The organism is Azospirillum largimobile (assembly GCF_977007025.2).
The window spans coordinates 2157729-2177876 of the sequence record NZ_CDRMUA020000001.1 but is presented as its reverse complement, the minus strand read 5'-3'; the positions used below and the strand labels follow the sequence as shown (position 1 = coordinate 2177876).

13 protein-coding genes are annotated in these 20148 nt (G+C 70.5%); 10 read left to right on the top strand and 3 right to left on the bottom strand.

The annotated features are described in order from the left end of the window. Positions 1-44 precede the first annotated feature (44 nt). The 6 genes from ACWPKK_RS10230 (at position 45) to ACWPKK_RS10205 (ending at position 9555) form a co-directional block, all read left to right on the top strand. A complete protein-coding gene (locus ACWPKK_RS10230) occupies positions 45-3938 on the top strand; it encodes a response regulator (protein WP_452003427.1) in 3894 nt (1297 codons plus the stop codon). Between the two features lie 8 nt (positions 3939-3946). Continuing rightward, positions 3947-4864, top strand: a complete 918-nt coding sequence (locus ACWPKK_RS10225) for a diguanylate cyclase domain-containing protein (protein WP_452003425.1) — start codon at positions 3947-3949, stop codon at positions 4862-4864. Continuing rightward, positions 4861-6048, top strand: a complete 1188-nt coding sequence (locus tag ACWPKK_RS10220; RefSeq protein ID WP_452003422.1) for a molybdopterin-binding protein — start codon at positions 4861-4863, stop codon at positions 6046-6048. The genes ACWPKK_RS10225 and ACWPKK_RS10220 overlap by 4 nt, the downstream gene beginning before the upstream one ends. A 24-nt stretch (positions 6049-6072) precedes the next feature. Further along, complete coding sequence (locus tag ACWPKK_RS10215) at positions 6073-8049, top strand: molybdopterin biosynthesis protein (RefSeq protein WP_452003419.1); 1977 nt, start codon at positions 6073-6075, stop codon at positions 8047-8049. A 248-nt stretch (positions 8050-8297) separates the two neighbouring features. Continuing rightward, entirely contained in the window at positions 8298-8873 is a 576-nt protein-coding gene (locus ACWPKK_RS10210; RefSeq protein WP_452003416.1) for a sigma-70 family RNA polymerase sigma factor, read from the top strand. A 10-nt stretch (positions 8874-8883) separates the two neighbouring features. Beyond that, positions 8884-9555: a ChrR family anti-sigma-E factor gene (locus tag ACWPKK_RS10205; RefSeq protein WP_452003413.1), complete on the top strand. Its 672-nt coding sequence runs from the start codon at positions 8884-8886 to the stop codon at positions 9553-9555. A 26-nt stretch (positions 9556-9581) separates the two neighbouring features. On the opposite strand, the gene mtgA is transcribed toward ACWPKK_RS10205, so the two are convergent. Further along, entirely contained in the window at positions 9582-10256 is a 675-nt protein-coding gene (gene mtgA / locus ACWPKK_RS10200) for a monofunctional biosynthetic peptidoglycan transglycosylase (RefSeq protein WP_452003411.1), read from the bottom strand. A 112-nt stretch (positions 10257-10368) separates the two neighbouring features. Between mtgA and ACWPKK_RS10195 the strand changes: the two genes are divergently transcribed. Beyond that, positions 10369-13146 carry an ATP-dependent DNA helicase gene (locus ACWPKK_RS10195; RefSeq protein WP_452003408.1) on the top strand — a complete coding sequence of 926 codons (2778 nt, stop codon included), beginning with the start codon at positions 10369-10371 and terminating at the stop codon, positions 13144-13146. Between the two features lie 3 nt (positions 13147-13149). Here the strand turns inward: ACWPKK_RS10195 and ACWPKK_RS10190 are convergent, their stop codons facing one another. Together ACWPKK_RS10190 and ACWPKK_RS10185 are read right to left on the bottom strand one after the other, a co-directional pair. Next, positions 13150-15366 carry a putative bifunctional diguanylate cyclase/phosphodiesterase gene (locus tag ACWPKK_RS10190; RefSeq protein WP_452003405.1) on the bottom strand — a complete coding sequence of 739 codons (2217 nt, stop codon included), beginning with the start codon at positions 15364-15366 and terminating at the stop codon, positions 13150-13152. Positions 15367-15709: 343 nt separating this feature from the next. Further along, a complete protein-coding gene (locus ACWPKK_RS10185; RefSeq protein WP_452003403.1) occupies positions 15710-16657 on the bottom strand; it encodes an AEC family transporter in 948 nt (315 codons plus the stop codon). 173 nt (positions 16658-16830) lie between these two features. On the opposite strand from ACWPKK_RS10185, the gene ACWPKK_RS10180 reads away from it, so the two are divergent. From ACWPKK_RS10180 to ACWPKK_RS10170, 3 genes are all read left to right on the top strand, one after another. Beyond that, a complete protein-coding gene (locus tag ACWPKK_RS10180; protein WP_452003400.1) occupies positions 16831-17256 on the top strand; it encodes a tellurite resistance TerB family protein in 426 nt (141 codons plus the stop codon). Further along, positions 17189-18211: an NAD(P)-dependent oxidoreductase gene (locus ACWPKK_RS10175; RefSeq protein ID WP_452003397.1), complete on the top strand. Its 1023-nt coding sequence runs from the start codon at positions 17189-17191 to the stop codon at positions 18209-18211. Before ACWPKK_RS10180 ends, ACWPKK_RS10175 begins: the two co-directional genes overlap by 68 nt. Before the next feature lie 123 nt (positions 18212-18334). Further along, positions 18335-20005 (top strand): methyl-accepting chemotaxis protein, encoded by a 1671-nt coding sequence (locus ACWPKK_RS10170; RefSeq protein WP_452003394.1) that lies wholly within the window; start codon positions 18335-18337, stop codon positions 20003-20005. Positions 20006-20148 lie beyond the last annotated feature (143 nt).

The window sequence follows — 20148 nt, the reverse complement described above, 5'->3', positions numbered from 1 at the left end:
CGGCGGGCGCTGGTCGACGGCAGCAGTGCGGCGACGGTTCGGCAATGATGGACAGAAACGCGATCGACGCTGCGGCTCTTGCCCTGTCCCCCTCCCGCACCCGCCTTCTGCTTGCCGCCGCCTTTTCGCTGATCGCATTGCTGGGCATCGGATTCTGGGGCTATGTGGTCTGGGCCGACCGGACGGAGACGTTGCGCCATGCGCAGGAGCAGGCGCAGGCGTCGGCGCGGCTCATGCAGGAGCATGTGCGCCGGACGGTCGCGACCGCCGACCTCGCCATCCGGCGGGCCCAGGATCTCATAAGCCGTTACGGCATGCCGGGGCTGGACACCAACCGCGAGGCGTGGATCACCGTCCGCGACATGGTCGACGCCCTGCCGGAGATCGCGGCCCTGTGGGTCCATGGTCCCACCGGCGACACCGTCCAGTCCAGCCGGCAATTTCCGGTGCCGCGCGGCAATGCCGCCGACCGAACCTATTTCCAGGTCCACCGCGACGGCGCGGAATTCCATGTCGGCGAGCGGATCACCGGCAGGATGACCGGTTCCCAGTCCTTCACGGTCAGCCGGCCGGTCCTGCAGGACGGCCGCTTCCTGGGGGTCGTCCACGCCAACATCGACCTCGACTATTACCGCCAGCTGTACGAAAGCCTTGATCTCGGCGCCGGTTCGGCGGTCGCGGTCTACCGCACCGACGGCAAGCCGGTGCTGCGCTTCCCCGACAGCGAACCGCTGGACGGGCCGGACGGCAGGATCGTGTTGCGCCACGCCGCCGAAGCCGCCATGGAGACCTTCGACGTGGAAGGGCCGGTGCCGGGCGAGCGGCGCATCCTGTCCTACCAGCGGGTGCCGACCCTCCCGCTGGTCGTCTTCGTCGCCCTGTCGGAGCGGACGGAACTGGCGGCGTGGCGGGAGCGGGCGGTCCGTGGCGGCATGCTGGTCGGGCTGGCGGTGCTGGCCTGCGCCGGGCTGGCCTATGGTGCCCTGCGCAGCCTGGAGCGCGAGGTGGCCGGCCGCCGCCGGCTGGCCGACACCAATGCCGAACTCGACGCCAAGAAGCAGGAGCTGGAATCCGCCAACGAGGCCTTCGTCAGCGCCAACCGCCGCCTGAACCTGATCCTGCATTCCGCATCCGACAGCATCTGCGGCGTCGACCGCGAGGGGCGGATCACCTTCGCCAACCCCGCCACCTCGGTGCTGACCGGCTATCGCAACGAGGAGCTTCTGGGCGGCAACCTGCATGCGCTGATCCATTCCCGCCGCGCCGACGGCTCCCCATTCCCGGCGCTGGAGTGCCCGGTGACCGCGGTGCTGCTGAGCGGGGAAAGCCGGCGTGGGCTGGAGGACACCTACTGGACCAAGGCCGGAAAGCCCTTCCTGGTGGAATACACCGCCTCGCCCATGCTGGCCGACGGCAAGGTGGAGGGGGCGGTGGTGGTCTTCCACGAGATCGCCGAGCGCAAGCGGGCGGAGGCGGCGATGCAGCGCGCCCGGCTGGCGGCGGAGGCGGCGAGCCGCGCCAAGAGCGAGTTCCTGGCCAACATGAGCCACGAGATCCGCACGCCGATGAACGCGATCCTCGGGCTGATCCACCTGCTTCAGCAGACGGAGTTGACCGACCGTCAGGCGGACTACGTGCACAAGGTGCGGGTGTCGGCACAGTCGCTTCTGGGCATCCTGAACGACATCCTCGATTTCTCCAAGGTGGAGGCCGGCAAGCTGGATCTGGAGCGGGTCGATTTCCGCCTGGACGACCTGCTGCAGACGCTGGCGGTGATCGTCGGCTCCGCCGCGCAGGAAAAGGACATCGACGTCCTGTTCTCCGTGGCGCCGGACGTGCCGCTTGACCTGATCGGCGACCCGCTGCGCCTGCAGCAGATCCTGATCAACCTTGCCGGAAACGCCATCAAGTTCACCGAGGCCGGCGAGGTGGTGGTGGCGGTCAGGGTCCGCTCGCTGTCCAACGACCGCGCCGTGCTGGACTTCGCGGTGCGCGACACCGGCATCGGCATCGCGCCGGAGCAGCGCGAACGGCTGTTCCAGGCCTTCAGCCAGGGCGACAGTTCCACCACCCGGCGCTTCGGCGGCACCGGGCTGGGGTTGGCCATCTGCGCGCGGCTGGTCCGGCTGATGAACGGCGCCATGGAGGTGGAGAGCGAGCCCGGCAAGGGCAGCGTCTTCCGCTTCCATGCCGAGTTCGGGCTTCATGCCGGGAGCGGGGCGGCATTCGGGATCGCGGCCGGGCCGGCCGGACGGCTGCCGCGCCAGGTTCCGCGCGACCTGACGGTTCTGGTGGTGGACGACAACGCCACCGCGCGCGAGGTGCTGAGCGAGATCGCCGCCGCCTTCGGCTGGGCGGTGACCGCCTGCGCCGACGGACAGGCCGCCATCGACGAGCTGGAGCGGGCGGCGGCGGCCGGCGACCCCTATGACGTCGTGCTGATGGACTGGAAGATGCCGGGGATGGACGGGATCGAGGCGGCGCGCCGCATCCGTGCCGATGCCCGTGCCGGCACCCCGATGATCATCGTCATCAGCGGCTATGGCCGCGACCGGCTGGGCGCCCGTTTCGAAGAGACCGGAGCCGCCGGATTCCTGGTGAAGCCGGTCACCGCCTCCACCCTGCTCGACGCCGTCACCGTCGCCTATGCCCGGACGGAGCCGCCCGGCGAGGGCGTTCGCCTCCCCGCCGCCATTCCGGCCCCGGCTTTTCCCACGCTTCGATCCGAAGCGGCGGGCGGCGGGCGTGCGGATGGCGGGCTTTCCGGGGCGGCCTGGGATGCCAGCCGGGCGCTGCACGGCCGCCGGCTGCTGCTGGCCGACGACAATGCCATCAGCCAGCAGGTGGCGCGCGAGATCCTGGAGCGGGCGGGGGCGGCCGTCACCGTGGCCGCCACCGGGCGGCAGGCGGTGGACTGCGTGCGCGCGGCTGCCCAGCCCTTCGACGCCGTGCTGCTGGACGTGCAGATGCCGGACATGGACGGGTTCGCGGCGACCGCGGCGATCCGTGCGCTGCCGGGTGGGCGGCATCTGCCGATCATCGCGATGACCGCCAGCGCCTTGCCCGCCGACCGTCAGCGCTGCCTGGACAATGGAATGGACGCCCATGTGCCGAAGCCGCTCGACCTGCCGCAGCTGTTCGCCACGCTGGCCCGCTGGATCGGGCCGCCGCTGGTGGCGATCCGGCCCAGCACGCCCTGCGCCCCCGGTCCGATCCCCTCACGCGGCCAGACCATGCTGACCGCCGCGGCCTCTCCCGGCATCGCCACGCCGCCCGTGGCGGTGTCGGGTCGCTCGGCAGGGGACCTGCCAAGCGACCTGCCGGGAATCGATCTGGCCGACGCGCTCAACCGGCTTGGCGGCGATGCCGGGCTGTTCCGCCGCTTCATCGGCCAGTTCGCGTCAGGCTACGGCGATGTCGCCGACCGGATTTCGGCGGCGCTGGGTTCCGGCGACCTGACGACGGCCAAGGGCATCGCGCATGAACTGAAGAGCGTCGCCGGCAATGTCGGCGCCGTGCGCCTGTCCGCAGCCGCCGACGCGGTGCAGATCGCCGCGCAAAGGGGCGATGCCGCCGCGGCCGCCGCCCAGGTGCCGGTGCTGCACGCCGAATTGGCCCTGGTGCTGGAGAGCGCTGCCCTGCTGGCGGCGACGGCCGACGGTCGTGGGAACCCGGCAGGCAACGGCAACCCCGGCCGGTCGGCGGAAAACCGCAAGGAGTTGGCGGAGCGACTGCCGCAGTTCGCAACATTGTTACATGACAGCAACTTCGCAGCGGCGGAAGAGTTCGCTATGCTGGCACCGTTGCTGACGGATTCGGTCGAGCCCTCGACGATCAAGGGGCTGTCCGCCGCCATCGACGGTCTGGATTTCATCAAGGCGCTTGGGATCGTGCAGCGGATCGCGCGTGACCTTGGCCTCTCATTGCCGACGGTCTGAACGCGCCCATGGCCGAACCCCGCCCGAAGATATTGGTGGTGGACGATATTCCGTCCAACGTCCATGTGCTCAGCCGCATCCTGAAGGGCGACTACGACATCTATTTCGCCACCGACGGCGAAAAGGCGCTGGATCTGGTCCAGGCGCGGATGCCCGATCTTGTCCTGCTGGACATCATGATGCCGGGGATGGACGGCTTCGAGGTGTGCCGCCGCATCAAGGCCGACCCGGCCACCCACGACATCCCCGTCATCTTCATCTCCGCCAAAAGCGAGGTGGAGGACGAGACCCGTGGGCTGGAGGTCGGGGCCATCGACTTCATCACCAAGCCGATCAGCCCGCCCATCGTGAAGGCGCGGGTGCGCAACCACCTGCTGCTGAAACGCCAGACCGATCTGCTGCGCAGCCTGTCCTTCCTGGACGGGCTGACCGGCATCGCCAACCGCCGCCGCTTCGACGATGCGATGACCCGCGAATGGCGGCGCTGCGCCCGCTCGCACCTGCCGCTGTCGCTCATCATCCTCGATGTCGACCATTTCAAGGCCTACAACGACCAGTACGGCCATCAGGCCGGCGACGAATGCCTGCGCGTGGTGGCCGAGGTGCTGGCGGATCGGGCGAGGCGGCCGAGCGACCTCGTCGCCCGCTATGGCGGCGAGGAGTTCGTCTGCCTGCTGCCGGAGACCGACGGTCCCGGCGCCACCCGCGTCGCCGAAGGCTTCCGGGCCGGCGTGGCCGAACGGCGCATCCCGCACGCCCAGTCGCCCGTCGCCCCCTTCGTCACCATCAGCCTCGGCGTCGCCACCGTGATCCCGTCCGCCGACGGCAGTCCGGAGCGGCTGGCGGAGATGGCCGACCAGCTGCTCTATCGTGCCAAGCGCGCCGGCCGCAACCGCGTGCAGGACGCAACGGTGCCGGCGCTGTGACCGCCCCGCCGTCCGCCGCCCCGCCCGCTGCGCCCGCATTCCATGATGTCCGCGGCCGAGGCTTCTCCCGCCGCTCGACGCTGGACGCCGCATGGGACTGGATCGACGGTCGGGTCGTTCCGCCGTCCGCCCGGCCTCTGCCGCTGGCGGATTGCGGCGGTCTGGTGCTGGCCGAGGCGGTCGGAGCGGTGGGCGACTGGCCGCCGTCCGACCGGGCCGCGACGGACGGCTATGCCGTGGCGGCGGCCGATACGCTGGGTGCCGGCTCCTACAATCCGGTACCGCTGATGGGCGCGGTTGCGGTGGTGGCCGGCGATCCGCTGCCGCCGGGCTGCGACGCGGTGATCCCGTATGAAGCGGCGCAGGCCGCCGGCCCCTTCGTCGAGGCGGTCGATGCCGTGGCGCCCGGCAGCGGGGTGGAGCGCCGGGGCGCCTGGATGGCGGCCGGAGGCCCGCTGCTGCCGGCCGGCCGGCGCCTGCGCCCCGCCGATCTCGGCCTGCTCGCCGCCGCCGGGCACCGCATCCTGCCGGTCCTGCCGGCACCGCGGGTGCGAATCCTGCTCGCCGGCGGTCCCAAGGCCGGCGCGCCGGAGCAGTTGGGAGACATGCTGGCCGCGCTGGTCCGGCGCGACGGCGGCGATGTCGAGGCGGTCGTCCCGCTGCCCGCCGACATGGATGCGCTGGCTGACGCCTTCACCCAGGCCGGCGCCGACCTGATCCTGTCGGCCGGACGCACCGGAACCGGCCCGGACGATGCGGCGCCGCCCGCGCTGGCGAAGGCCGGCGGCCTCGACCTGCACGGCATCGCCATGCGGCCGGGGGGAAGTGCCGGGCTGGGAGCCGCAGGCGGCACCCCGGTCCTGCTGCTTCCGGGCGAGCCGATGGCGGCGCTGGCGGCTTACGAGCTGCTGGCCGGGCGCGCGGTGCGGCGTGCCGCCGGCTTGCCCGCCGGGCTGCCCCATGCCACCGTTCAGGCGGTGACCGCGCGCAAGCTGGTTTCGGAAATCGGCTGTCTCGACCTGCACCGGGTCCGGCTGGCCGACGATGGCCGTATCGAGCCGGTCGCCTCGCCCGGCTGGCCGGGATTGGCGGCGGCATCGCGGGCCGACGGCTTCGTCCTGATCGGGGCGGACAGCGAAGGCGTGCCGGACGGCGTCGCGGTTACCATGTATCGTTTCGCCTGATTTGACTCTGCAAGGGTTTGCCGCGTGCACAGTTCCGACCGCAGCCGCGAGGACATCCGCCGTTTCGTCGCCCAGGCCGCCCGCCAGGACCAGTTCCTGGAGGTGGTGAGCGGGGAAGAGGCGCGCGCCCGCTTCCACCGTCACCTCGATCTGTCTCCTCGCGGGGAGGAACGGGTGCCGCTGGCCGCATCCCTTGGCCGCGTGCTGTCCGCCGATGTGGTGGCGGATGTGGACGTGCCCGGCTTCGACCGTTCGGTGGTGGACGGCTTCGCCGTGCGTGCCGCCGATACGGTGGGCGCTGCGGAGGACAGCCCGGTCGCCCTGCGCCTGAACGACGAGGTGCTGGCCGCCGGCCATGCTCCCGAACTGACGGTGGAGCCCGGAACCGCCACGGTGATCGCCACCGGCGGCATGCTGCCGCGCGGCGCCGATGCGGTGGTGATGGTGGAGACGACGGAGGCGGTGGAGCGGCCGGACGGCCTGTTCGTCACGCTGACCCGGCCCGCCACCCCCGGCGCCTTCGTCGCCGCCGCCGGGTCCGACATCGGCCGTGGCGAGGTGGTCTTGCGCAAGGGGCAGGCGCTGACTTCGCGCGAGATCGGCGTGCTCGCCGCCATCGGGCTGGCCGAGGTCGCGGTGGTGCGCCGGCCGCGCGTCGCCATCCTGTCCACCGGCGACGAGATCGTGGCGCCCGGCCAGCCGATCCGAACCGGGGCCGTCTATGACAGCAACGGCGCCATCCTGGCCGCCGCGGTGACCGAGCTGGGAGCCGAGCCGGTGCCGCTGGGCATCGCCCCGGACGAGGACGAGGCGCTGGAGCGGCTGGTCGCCCAGGGGCTGCAATGCGATGCGCTGCTGCTGTCGGGCGGCACCTCGAAGGGGGCGGGCGACCGGTCCCACCGCATCGTGGCGCAGCTGTCCGATCCAGGCATCGTCGCCCATGGCGTGGCGCTGAAACCCGGCAAGCCGCTGTGCCTCGCGGTCACCGGCGGCAAGCCGGTGGTGATCCTGCCGGGCTTCCCGACCTCGGCCATGTTCACCTTCCACAGCTTCGTGGCGCCGGTGATCCGTGCCATGGCCGGCCTGCCGCCCGCGACGGCGGAGGAGGTGCCGGCCACCCTGCCGGTGCGGCTGGGGTCGGAGCGCGGGCGAACCGAATATGTCATGGTCTCGCTGGTCCATGGCGCCGATGGGGACGCGCTGGCGGCCTATCCGCTGTCCAAGGGATCGGGCGCCGTCACCGCCTTCAGCCATGCCGACGGCTTCCTCGCCATCGACGCCCAGGCCGAGGCGGTGGAAGCCGGGACGCCGGTCTCGGTCCAACTGCTCGGCCGTTCGGTGACGCCTGCCGACCTGATCGTGGTGGGCAGCCAATGCATCGGCCTCAACGCCGTGCTCGGCGGCCTGATCGGCGAGGGGATGACGGTGAAGGCGCTGAATGTCGGCTCGATGGGCGGGCTGGCGGCGGCGCGGCGCGGCGAGTGCGACATCGCGCCGGTCCATCTGATGGATCCCGCCACCGGCACCTACAACACGCCCTTCCTGGCGCCGGGGCTGGAACTCGTCACCGGCTACCGCCGGATGCAGGGCATCGTCTTCCGCCGCGGCGACCCGCGCTTCGAGGGCAAGTCGGCGGCAGAGGCGGTGGCGGCGGTGGCGGGCTTGCCCGACTGCATCCTGATCAACCGCAATGCCGGCAGCGGCACCCGCATCCTGACCGACCGGCTGCTGGGCGCGGCGCGGCCGACCGGCTACTGGACACAGGCCAAGTCGCACAATGCCGTCGCCGTCGCGGTGGCGCAGAACCGCGCCGACTGGGGTGTCGCCATCGAGACGGCTGCGACCCTGTACGGGCTGGGCTTCCTGCCGCTGCAGGAGGAGCATTACGACTTCATCGTCCCCGCCGCCCGCCGCGACCGTCCGGCGGTCCGCCGCTTCGTCGAGGCGCTGGAGACGCCGGAGGTGGCGGAGGCCCTGCGCGCCATGGGGTTCATGCGATAGGGTTCGACCAGTTCTTCCGCCAAATCCGAACAAAATGCCGCAGGTCAGGATTTTTCGTGATCCGACGGCCGGGCGGTTGCGTACCGACGGTCACGATGCGACATACAGCCCGGCGTCACGGCCGGTGGCGTGGGGGGCCGGTGCAGGAGACCTGAAAAGGTGCCTGGAAAGGGGAGGGTGCCGCGAATTCCGGGAATGGGTGCCATCCCCGGCTTGTGCGGCGGCCGATGTTCCCCTTGAATGGGTCCATGCAGGACCAGCACACCCCCGCGGCCGACATGGCCCCCAGCCTGGAAGACCTGCTCGTCGCCGTCGGGCGCGAGCGGGACCGTCAGGCGTTCGGGGTCCTGTTCGGCCACTTCGCGCCACGGCTGAAGACGTATCTGCGCCGGTTGGGATGCGATTCCGCCGCCGCGGAAGAACTCGTTCAGGAGGTCATGCTGTTGGTCTGGCGTCGTGCCGAAACCTATGATCCGATCCATGCCTCGGCCGGCACCTGGGTGTTCACCATCGCGCGCAACAAGCGAATCGACGTGTTGCGCCGTGAACAGCGGCCGGAGATCGATCCAGACGATCCGGCCCTGGTCCCCGAACCCCAGGAGGCCGCCGACCGGCGGATCGAGGCGAAGGAGAGCAGCGGCCGCCTGCGCGCCGCGCTGAAGGACCTGCCGCCCGAACAGGCCGAACTGCTGCGCATGGCCTATTTCGAGGACAAGCCGCACAGCGTCATCTCCGCGGAGCACGGCATCCCGCTGGGCACCGTGAAATCGCGGCTGCGTCTGGCGATGGAACGCCTGCGCCGGTCGCTGAGGGATGTGGGATGAGGCATTTCCGATGATTCGGCCCAGCCACCATCCGGGCGATACCCTGCTGATCGACTATGCCGGCGGCGCCCTGTGCGAAGGCGCGTCGCTCGCGGTGGCGACCCATCTGGCCTTCTGTCCCGCCTGCCGCCACGAGGTGGCGGAGATGGAGGCGATCGGCGGCGTCCTGCTCGACGAATTGGAGCCGGAACCGCTGTCCAGCGGCTGCCTGGAAGCGCTGATGGCCCGCCTGGACCATGAGCGGCCGGCGCCCTGCCGTCCTGCTCCGAAGCCGCCGGCCGAGCAGTCGCGCTATCCGGAGCCGCTGCGCAGCTACCTGCGCGGCCGTCTCGACCGTGATGGCCGGATCGGGGAGGGCGGTTGGCGCTTTCTGCAGCCGGGCATGCGCTGCATGGATCTGCTGTCCGGTCCGAACGGGACGACCCGGCTGATCCGCATGAAGGGCGGCGTCGGCGTGCCCAAGCACACCCATGGCGGCATCGAACTGACCGTGGTGCTGGAGGGCGGCTTCTCCGACGAGTTCGGCGCCTTCCTGCCCGGCGACCTCGCCATCGGCGACCCGTCGCTGGTCCACCGGCCGGTGTCGGACCCGGAGGGCTGCCTGTGCCTCGCCACCACCATCGGCGGCCTGAGGCTGACCGGTCCGGTGGGGCGGCTGTTCAACCGCTTCATCAAGTTCTGAAGCGGGGACCGGCCTGAGGGCTGGCCCTACCGCGCGCAGTCCGCCAGCCCGTCCCGGCGCACCACCGCCATCCGCCGCTCGATTACCCCCGCCCGCCTGACGACATAGGGGCCGGGGCGGGTGGGCGACCAGTTGCGCGGGCTGGGCAGCACCACGGCCAGCAGCGCCGCCTCGCGCCGGGTCAGCGCCGCGGCGGACTTGCCGAAATGGTGCCGCGCCGCGGCCTCCGCGCCATAGACGCCGTCGTCCCACTCCACGATGTTCAGATAGACCTCCAGGATGCGGCGCTTGGTCCACAGCCCTTCCATCAGAAGGGTGAACCAGGCCTCCGCCCCCTTGCGGGTCCAACTGCGGTCGGGCCAGAGGAAGGCATTCTTGGCGGTCTGCTGGCTGATGGTGCTGCCGCCGCGCAGGCGCTTGCCCTCCTCGTTGTCCTCGAAGGCGCCCTCGATGGCGGCCCAGTCGAAGCCGCCATGGCCGCAGAAATTGCTGTCCTCCGACGCGATCACCGCCTCCACCAGCGCTGGCGAGATGCGTTCCAGCGGCTCCCAGTCGCGCGACAGGCCGGAACCGCCCAGCGCCCGGATCAGCATCAGCGGCGTCGCCGGCGGCGGCACGATCCGGTAGAGCGCCGCCCACAGGATGGTGAAGGCCACCAGACCCGCCACCCCGATCAGCGCCCAGCGCAGCAGCTTCCGCATAAAGTCCCGTCTCCGCTCGGCTCCCCCGGACTTCCCTCAATGGGGGTGAAGCGGCGGCCCGTCAACATCCGGCACTCGCTTTGCGGCATGCCGCCGCCATATAGTGCCGCCGATGGACCTGACCGCCGATCCCACCCCGCTCCACAGTCTCGACGACGCGCCCGCCATGGTGGCCGGCGCGCGCCGCGTCGTGTCGCTGACGCTCGACGGCGAGGTGGAGGAACTGTCGCTGGCCGCCGCCGCATCGAAGGTGCGCCGCCAGCCGCCGCTGGTCTGCCATGCCCGCGCCTTCGCCCGCCGATTGGGGATCGACGGCTTCCCGGCCTTCGACGTGCTGGAGCTGTTCGCCTTCGTCCACCCCGCCCGTTTCTGCGTCCCCACCCCGCGCGGCATCGCCGAGGCGCTGGATCTGCCCACCCCCGACGGGCACGAGGCTGAGGCGCTGGCCCTGCAGCGCGCCGTGCGCCGCCTGCTGGGCGATCTCGGCGCCCCCTTGACTCCTGGGGCGCGCGAGGAGTCCTCCGACCCCGTCGCATTCGCCTGGGAGATGGGGCGTGCCGGCTGGCCCTGGGCCCCGGCGGTGCTGGCGGCACTCGGCAAGCCGGAAGGGCCGGAGAAGGGTGCCGCCCGCTCGGGCCTGCGCGTCTGGACCCGCATCAAGGAGTGGGAGGAGGGTGCGCCGCCGCCGCCGCCCGCCCAGAACCCGGTCGATCCGGATGAGGCGCGCCGCCGCCTCGCCGCCATGCTGTCGGCCAACGTGCTGGGCAAGGTGGCGGAGCCGCGGCCGCAGCAGGCCGATTACTCCAGCGCGGTGTCCGCCGCCTTCGCCCCGCGCCAGTTGCCCGACACGCCCAATGTCGTCTTGGCGGAGGCCGGGACCGGCGTCGGCAAGACGCTGGGCTACCTCGCGCCGGCCACCGTGTGGGCTGAGAAGAATGGCGGGACGGTGTGGATTTCCACCTACACCCGCAACCTCCAGCACCAGATCGACGGGGAAATGGACCGGCTCTATGCCGACCCCGCGACCAAGGCGCGCAAGGTGGTGTTGCGCAAGGGGCGCGAGAACTACCTGTGCCTGCTGAATTTGGAAGAGGCGGTGCGCGCCATGCCCTTCCAGCCGCACAACGCCATCGGCGTCGGGCTGATGGCGCGCTGGGCGGCGGCGACGCGCGACGGCGACATGACCGGCGGCGACTTCCCCGGCTGGCTGGTCGACATCGCCGGGCGCGGCCCGACTATGGGGCTGGCCGACCGCCGCGGCGAATGCATCTACTCCGCCTGCGACCATTACGCCCGCTGCTACATCGAGAAGAGCGTGCGCCGGGCGCGGCGCGCCGACATCGTCATCGCCAACCACGCGCTGGTGATGGTGCAGGCGGCGCTTGGCGGCGGCGAGGAGCCGACGCTGCCCAGCCGCTATGTCTTTGACGAGGGGCACCATGTCTTCGACGCCGCCGACAGCGCCTTCGCCGGCCACCTGACCTGCCGCGAGACGCAGGAGCTGAGACGCTGGCTGCTCGGTGCCGAGGAAACCGGACGCAGCCGCGCCCGTGGCCTGAAGCGCCGGCTGGAGGATATCGTCGCCGGCGACGAGGAGGCGCTGCGCCACCTCGACGACATCCTGATGGGCGCCCGCGTCCTGCCCGGCGACGGCTGGTCGGCGCGTCTGGCCGCCGACAACCCGCAGGGGCCGACCGAGCGTTTCCTGCTGCTGGCCCGCCAGCAGGTCTACGCCCGCACCGCCGGGCAGGGCGGCCCCTACAGCCTGGAGGCGGACAAGGCCTATCCGGTCGATGGCCTGCTGGAGGCGGCGGCGGAGTTGGAGCAGGCGCTGGTCCGCCTGTCCGAACCGGTGGAGGCGCTGGCCCGCCGGCTGGGGCAGCGTCTTGAGGACGAGAGCGCCGAACTGGATTCCGACCAGCGCCGCCGCATCGACGCGCTGTCGCGCAGCCTCCACCGCCGCGGCACCCTGACGGTGGAGGCCTGGCGCGCCATGCTGCGCACCCTGCCGACCGAGACGCCGTCGCACTTCGTCGACTGGTTCGCGGTGGAGCGGATCGACGGCCGCGACGTCGATGTCGGGCTGTACCGCCACTGGGTCGATCCGACGGTTCCCTTCGCCGAGGCGCTGGCCGGTCCCGCCCATGGGCTGGTGGTGACCAGCGCCACGCTGACCGACGGCACCGGCGATGTCGGGCAGGACTGGCGCGCGGCGGAGGACCGCTGCGGCGCCAGCCACCTGCCGGCCCCGGCGATCCGCGCCCAGGTCCCTTCGCCCTTCGACTATCCGAACCGCACCCGCGTCTTCGTGGTCAACGACGTGCGCAAGGACGATCTCGGTCAGGTGTCGGCGGCCTACAAATCGCTGTTCCTGGCGGCGGGCGGCGGCGGGCTCGGCCTGTTCACCGCGATCAGCCGCCTGCGCGCCGTGCGCGACCGCATCGCCGAGCCGCTGGATCAGGTCGGCATCCCGCTCTACGCCCAGCATGTCGATCCATTGGACGTGTCCACCCTGATCGACATCTTCCGCAACGAGGAGCATGCCTGCCTGCTCGGCACCGACGCGGTGCGCGACGGGGTGGACGTGCCCGGCCGCTCGCTGCGGCTCATCGTCTTCGACCGCGTTCCCTGGCCGCGTCCCGACATCCTCCACCGTGCCCGCCGCGAGGCCTTCGGCCGCCGCCGCTACGAGGACATGATCACGCGGCTGCGCCTTAAGCAGGCCTTCGGCCGTCTGGTCCGCCGCGCCGACGACACCGGCGTCTTCGTCCTGCTCGACTCCATGATGCCGAGCCGGCTGGCCGGCGCCTTCCCGGAGGGGGTGGAGATGCGGCGTGTGGGGCTGAAGCAGGCGGTGGAGGAGACGGCGGAGTTCCTGAGGGGCTGGTGAGGGTCAGTCCGCCGAGGGGGCAGGGGAGGGTGCAGGGCCATCCCCGGCCATGGCTTCCAACAGTTTCGGCGGAGGCGGCGCGGCGTCGGCGGGGAAACGGACGGCGATGTCGGCGAGCGGAGCCGGACGGCCCAGCAGATAACCCTGCATCAGGTCGCAGCCCTTCGATTGCAGGAAGCGGAACTGCTCCTCCGTCTCAACACCTTCGGCGATGGTCTCCAGGCCAAGGCCGTGGGCCATCATGATGATGGTTTCGACCAGCCGGGCCGCCGCCGCCCCGTCGGTGGCGCTGGAGACGAAGCAGCGGTCGATCTTCAGCATGTCGAAGGGATAGCGCTGCAGATAGCTCAAGCTGGAATATCCGGTACCGAAATCGTCGATCGACAGGCGGATGCCGTGGCCGCACAGCCGGTGCAGCGCGTCGGTCACCTCCGGGGCCTCGTCCATCAGGACGCCTTCGGTGATTTCCAGCTCCAGGCGGCCCGGCGGCAGGCCGTGGGCGACGAGCGCCTCCATCACCCGGATGACGAAGGACGGGTCGCGCAGTTGCCGGGGCGAGACGTTGACGGCGACCCGCGGTGCGGATTCCTCCCTGCCGAACAGGCCGGCGGTTTCGCGGATCGCGGTCTCGATCACCCAGTTGCCGATCTCGCCGATCAACCCGACCTCTTCCGCCACGCCGATGAAATGTCCCGGCGCCACCAGCGTGCCGTCGGATTGGCGCCAGCGCAGCAGCGCTTCCAGGGCGACGGGCCGGCGGCTCTCCGCCTCGGCGATCGGTTGGTAGTGGAGCACGAATTCGGAGTGCAGGACGGCGAGCCTCAGGCGGCTTTCCAACATGATCCGCCGCTGGACCCGCTCGTTGATTTCGGCCGTGAAGAACTCGTATCGGTTCCGTCCGCGCTCCTTCGCCCGGTAGAGGGCGAGGTCGGCATTGCGCAGCAGCTCCGGCGAGTCGCTGCCGTCCGACGGGTAGAGCGCGATGCCGATGCTGGCCGTCACGAAATGATCGTGGCCGCAGATCCGGAAGGGCGGGGCGAAGGCCTCCAGCACCCGTTCCGCCACCCCGCGCGCCGAGACGTTGCCGGCGATGCAGGGCAGCACGATCAGGAACTCGTCCCCGCCCATGCGGGCCAGCGTGTCGCCCTGCCTGATCGACGTCGACAGGCGGTTCGCGGCCTCCCGCAGCAGCGTGTCGCCCGCCTCGTGGCCCAGCGTGTCGTTGACGTTCTTGAAGTTGTCGAGGTCGATGAACAGGAGCGCCGATGGCAGCTGGTTGCGCCGGGAGCTCAGGATCGCCTGTTCAAGCCGGTCGCGGGTCAGCAGGCGGTTGGCCAGCCCGGTCAGCTCGTCAAAATGCGCCTGCCGGTACAGCTGCTCCTCATAGCTGCGGCGCAGGGCGATGTCGTTCTCCAGCGCGGCGTTCGCCCCGGCCAGTTCGCAGTTGGCGGCATAGAGGTCGCCGGCCAGATCGTTGAGGGACCGGATCAGCTGGTCCAGCTCGTCGGGCCGCCTCCGCTTCGGCCGGTCCAGGGTGAGCAGCGGCGGCGAGGACCGGCGGTCGTGCAGGCGCAGGCTGGCCGCGATCGAAATCAGGTGGCGCGTCACCAGCCGGTGGCAGATGAACAGGATGAATCCGGACACCAGGAAGGTCTTGATGCCCTGGCTGATCAGGATCACCTCCGCCGTGGTCAGCAGGCGGTGGTAGACGTCGTCCAGCGTCGCTTCCACCCGCAGCGTGCCCAGCGTCAGGGTCTTTCCTTCCGCCATGCGGGTCAGCGGCATTTCGGCAGACAGGCCGGGGCGCTGCTGCGGTGTGCCGACGGTGAGAACCAGGGGGGTCTTCGCGGTCGCCCTGTCCTCCCTCACCTCCGCCATGCGCATGTCCGGCAGTCGCACGATGCCGTTCAGCAGAAGGCGCAGCTGGTCATGGTCGACCACCCACAGGCTGTTGCTCATGCTGGGAACCGTGCTGACCCGTATCTCGTCGAACCGCTCCTCGATCCCGCGCACCTCCCGGCGGAAATCGAAATAAAGCTGGAGCGCGGTGGAAACCAGCGTGACGAGCGTGCTGAACAGCAGGATCCACAACAGCAGGCTGACGGCGATCCCGCCGCCGCCCGGCCATGGGATGGAACTGCGCCGCTCCGGGGCGGGCGGGTTTCCTTCGTTTTCCGGCGGGATCGCCGCTGCCCGACCTGGAAGGCCGCCGTCAGACATGAGCGGGCTCCGCGATGCTTGCGGGTGGCACGGCAGTCCGGGACCGGCGGACGCGAGCTGTCGGCGGTCCTGCGGCCGCTTCGGGGAATCGATGGTCCATGGCGTGCCGCATCGCTTCCGCTCCGCTCCATCCGGGCTGGCGCCCGGCTGCCGATCCCGGTGCCCGCGTCAATTCCGCGCGTTATTTTCCAACCGGGCTTCCTGCATTCTCCGATATGCATTCTCGCTGTCGCCACGCGACTGAGCAAGAGTTTCATGCAAACGTTACATTTCGCTTTATTGGATGCGGCAGGGGCCGGTCATCCCGGTGCCTTATCCCTGCCGATCATTTTCTTGCGCTGCATCATCCCGCAGGGGCGTAGACTGCGAGCAGCGCCGACAGCGTCACCACGCTGAACACCGTGGACACCAGGATGGCCGAGGACGTGCGCTCCACATAGGTCTGGTACTGGGTCGCCACCACGAAGGTCAGGGCGCCGGTCGGCAGTGCCGCCAGGATCACGGCGCTGCCGGTCCAGAAGGGGTCCATCGGGAACAGGGTCTGCGTCAGCACCCAGGCCAGCGCCGGATGCACCAGCAGCTTAAGCGCGCTGATCCACCCGGCCTCCGCCAGCCCCGCGGTCAGCCGCTGCGAGGCCAGGAACAGGCCGATGGCGAACAGGGCGCAGGGGCCGGCGGGGGCTCCCATCAATTCGCAGAAGGTGGCGATCGGCTTGGGCACCGCCACGCCGGGCAGCAGCGCCGACCAGGCGAGGCCGGCGGCGGTGGACAGGATCAGCGGGTTCTTCGCCAGCGCGCGCCCGACGTCGCGCAGCGCCTTGCCCACCCCGTTGCCGTGGCTGTTGGCGAACTCCATCCAGACCACGGCGATGCCGACCATGATGGCGCTCATGATGACGGTCGCCAGGATGGTGGGCGCCAGATGGTCCGGGCCGAAGGCGGCCAGGAACAGCGGGATGCCCATGTAGCCGGTGTTGGAGAAGGCGGCGTTCAGCCCCTGCATGCACTGGATCTGCGTGCGTTCCCGCCGCAGGAGCCGGCCGATGACCGCCCCCAGCGCATAGACCAGCAGCATCGATCCCAGGAAGGCGCCGATGAAGGGGCCGTTGAAGATCTCCGGGATCGACCGCCGCGCCGTGCCCAGGAACAGCACCGGCGGCAGCGCCATCCAGTAGACGAACTTGTTGAGCGCCTCCGACGAAGCCGCACCCAGCAGCTTCGACTTTCCGGACAGGAAACCGGCCAGGATGATGGCGAATACGGGAAAAGCGACATTGAGGACGACGTTCATGATGCGCGACAATAGGGGGAGCCAACCGTCGCGTCGAGCGACCGACCCCTCCGCCCCGAGCATGGCACCCTTGACGCCGTACAGGCGGCGTCGGACGCCGGGCTTGACGCGGGTGGAGCGGCGTTCGAGATTGCCGCCCGGACACGCGACCGCTCCCCGAGGGAGACCGCCTCATGAGAAAGCCGACAGACGCAATGATCGACCACCACAGCGCCCTCATCTACGTCATGGTCCTGGTATCCGCCTGCGACGGCGACATGACCGACGCGGAACTGGAGGCCATCGGCGAGAATGAGCGCTACCTGCCGATCTTCAAGGATTACAGCGGCGATCAGGTGATGGCCGCCACCCGCGAATGCACCGCCATGCTGACCGACAATGACGGGCTGGACACCGTGCTGACCATTGTCGAGCAGGCGCTGCCGGCCAAGCTGCGCGAGACCGCCTATGCGGTTGCCTGCGACATCGCCGCCGCCGATCCCAAGGCCTCGCAGGAGGAGCTGCGCATGCTGGAGCTGATTCGCCACCGGCTTGGGGTGGACCGGCTGTGCGCCGCCGCCATCGAACGCGGCGCCCGCGCCCGCCACATGCGCCTGTGATCCTGCCGGCCTTCTTCTGAAAGCCCGGAATTTTACCGAAAGCCCGGATTCTACCGAAAGCCTGGACATGAGCGAAGAGACCACCCGCCCCGACCTTTCCGGCCAGCGCATCGGCTTCATCGGGCTTGGCCTGATGGGCAAGCCGATGGCCCGCGCCCTGGCCCGCGCCGGTGTGGAGCCGGTGGTGACCAGCCGCAGCCCCGGCCCGGTCGCCGAACTGGCGGCGGAGGGCATGATCGCCGCCACCGGTCCGGCCGCGGTCGCCGGACAGGCCGGGATCATCATCCTGATGCTGACCGACACGGCTGCGGTGGAGACGGTGGCCGACGCGCTGCTTCCGGTCCTGCGCCCCGGTCAGCTGGTGATCGACATGGGCACCACCGCCGTCGCCGCCACCCGTGCGCTCGCCGAGCGGGCTGCCGCCGCCGGCGCGGACTGGCTCGACGCTCCCGTTTCCGGCGGCACGGTGGCGGCGGAGGCCGCGGCACTGACCATCATGGCCGGCGGTTCCGACGCCGCCTTCGCCCGTGCCCTGCCGGTGCTGCAGGCGATGGGCCGCCGCATCACCCATGTCGGGGCCAGCGGCGCCGGACAAATCGCCAAATCGGCCAATCAGGTCATCGTCGCCCTGACCATCGGCGCCGTGGCGGAGGCGCTGGCCCTGGCGCGTGCGGCCGGCGCCGATCCGGCGAAGGTGCGGGACGCCATCCGCGGCGGCTTCGCCGAATCCCGCATCCTCGACCTGCATGGCGGCCGCATGGTCAGCGGCGACTTCACGCCGGGCGGCCGCGTCACCACCCAGGTCAAGGATCTGCGGCAGGCGGAGGAACTGGCCCAGCAGTCCGGCATCGACCTTCCGACGCTGGGCCTGTCGTTGGAACTGTTCGAGATGCTGGTCGAACAGGGAGACGGCGCGCTGGACCATTCCGCGCTCTATCGCCTGTTCGCGCGCTGAAAGACCCCTTCGAGCCCCGACTATGGTTGTATGCGTCAACACCTCGCATTGCCTTAAGCAATAATCCTGATCCATACCGGTCTGCGGTGTTGCAGTTCTGTGACGCCGCGGCGGGGGATGGCAATGTCGTTGCGCATGATTCTGGTTGGGGTTCTCGCGTCGCTCGGCTTGATGCTGGGCTTCGAGGCGTTGAACGGCATCACCACGCTGGAAACCGCCAATGGGCGGATGAAGTCGGTCTATGAGGACCGGGTGGTGCCGCTGCGGGACCTGAAGATCGTCTCCGACGCCTATGCGGTGATGATCGTCGACACCTCGCACAAGGTCCGCGGCGGGGCTATGCCCTGGACCGACGGCGCCGCTTCCGTGCGCAAGGCCCTGACTACGGTGCGCGAGCGCTGGCAGGCCTACACCTCCACCTCGCTGACGGCGGAAGAGGCCCGGATGGTGGCGGAGACGCGGGCGGCGATGGAGCGGGCCGACGCCGGCGTCGCCACGCTGCTGCGCGTTCTGGACGGCGGCGACAAGGCGGGGCTGGAAGCCTTCATCGCCCGCGACCTGTACCCCACCATCGACCCGGTGACGGAGCATGTCAGCGGCTTGATCGACCTTCAGGTCCGCGTCGCCGGCAACGACTTCGCCGGCTCCCAGCAGTCCTACGAGCGCGAGCGCCGCGGCTCCTGGATGCTGCTTGCCGGCGCGGCCCTGCTGCTTGCGGTCGGGATCGCCATCGTGATCCGCCGGGTGATCGCACCGCTGACGGCGATGACCGCCGCCATGGCCCGGCTGGCCGGTGGCGACGTGACCGTGACGGTTCCTGCGACCGACCGCGGCGACGAGATCGGCCGGATGGCCCGCGCCGTGGCCGTGTTCAAGGACAATGCCATCGAAAAGCAGCGCATGGAGGCGGAGCAGGATCGGCAGAAACAGAACATGGAGGCCGAACGGCGCCGCATGATGGCCGAGTTGGCCGACCGGTTCGAACAGGCGGTTCGCGGCGTGGTCGCCCAGGTCAGCGGCGCCGCCGGGCAACTCACCGCCAACGCGCGGTCGCTGTCGACGCTGGCGGAGCAGAGCCGCTCGCAGGCCGCGGCGGTGGCGGGGGCCAGCGAGCAGACCTCCGCCAACGTGCAGACCGTCGCCGCCTCGGCCGAGGAAATGGCCGCCTCAATCGGGGAGATCACCCGGCAGGTCAGCGACACGGCGGCCGTCGCGCGCCACGCCGCCGAACGGGCCGGCCGCACCGATGCCACCATCCGCCAGCTGGCCGACCATGCCAAGGCCATCGGCGACGTCGTGCAACTGATCAACGCCATCGCCGCCCAGACCAACCTGCTGGCGCTGAACGCCACCATCGAAGCGGCGCGCGCTGGCGAGGCCGGCAAGGGCTTTGCGGTGGTGGCCGGCGAAGTGAAGAACCTCGCCAACCAGACGGCCAAGGCAACCGAGGAGATCGCGAGCCAGATCGGCAGCATGCAGGGCGTGACCGGCGAAGCGGTGGACGCCATCACCGAGATCGGCCGGACCATCGACGACATCAACCGCATCGCCGCCTCCGTCGCCGCGTCGATCGACCAGCAGGATGCCGCCGCGCGCGAGATCGCCCGCAACGTCCAGCAGGCCGCGGTGGGAACGGAAGAGATTTCCTCCAACATCGTGGTGGTGCGTCAGGCGGCCGACGACACCGGCAGCGCCGCCCGCGACGTGCTGGGTGCGGCCGATATCCTGTCCGCCGACGCCGACCGGCTGTCGACGGAGGTGGAGCGTTTCATCCGGCAGGTGCGGACCGCCTGACCGGTCACTCCGCTCCGGCCGGCATGTTCCGGTCGCCAATCCCTTCCGTTGCGGCAAAGGGGCGGTTTTCGCAAGTTTCTTCTCAAAACGGTTGAGCGCAGGCGCCGCATCGTCCATTCTCCCGGCTTTCCACGGGGCGGCGG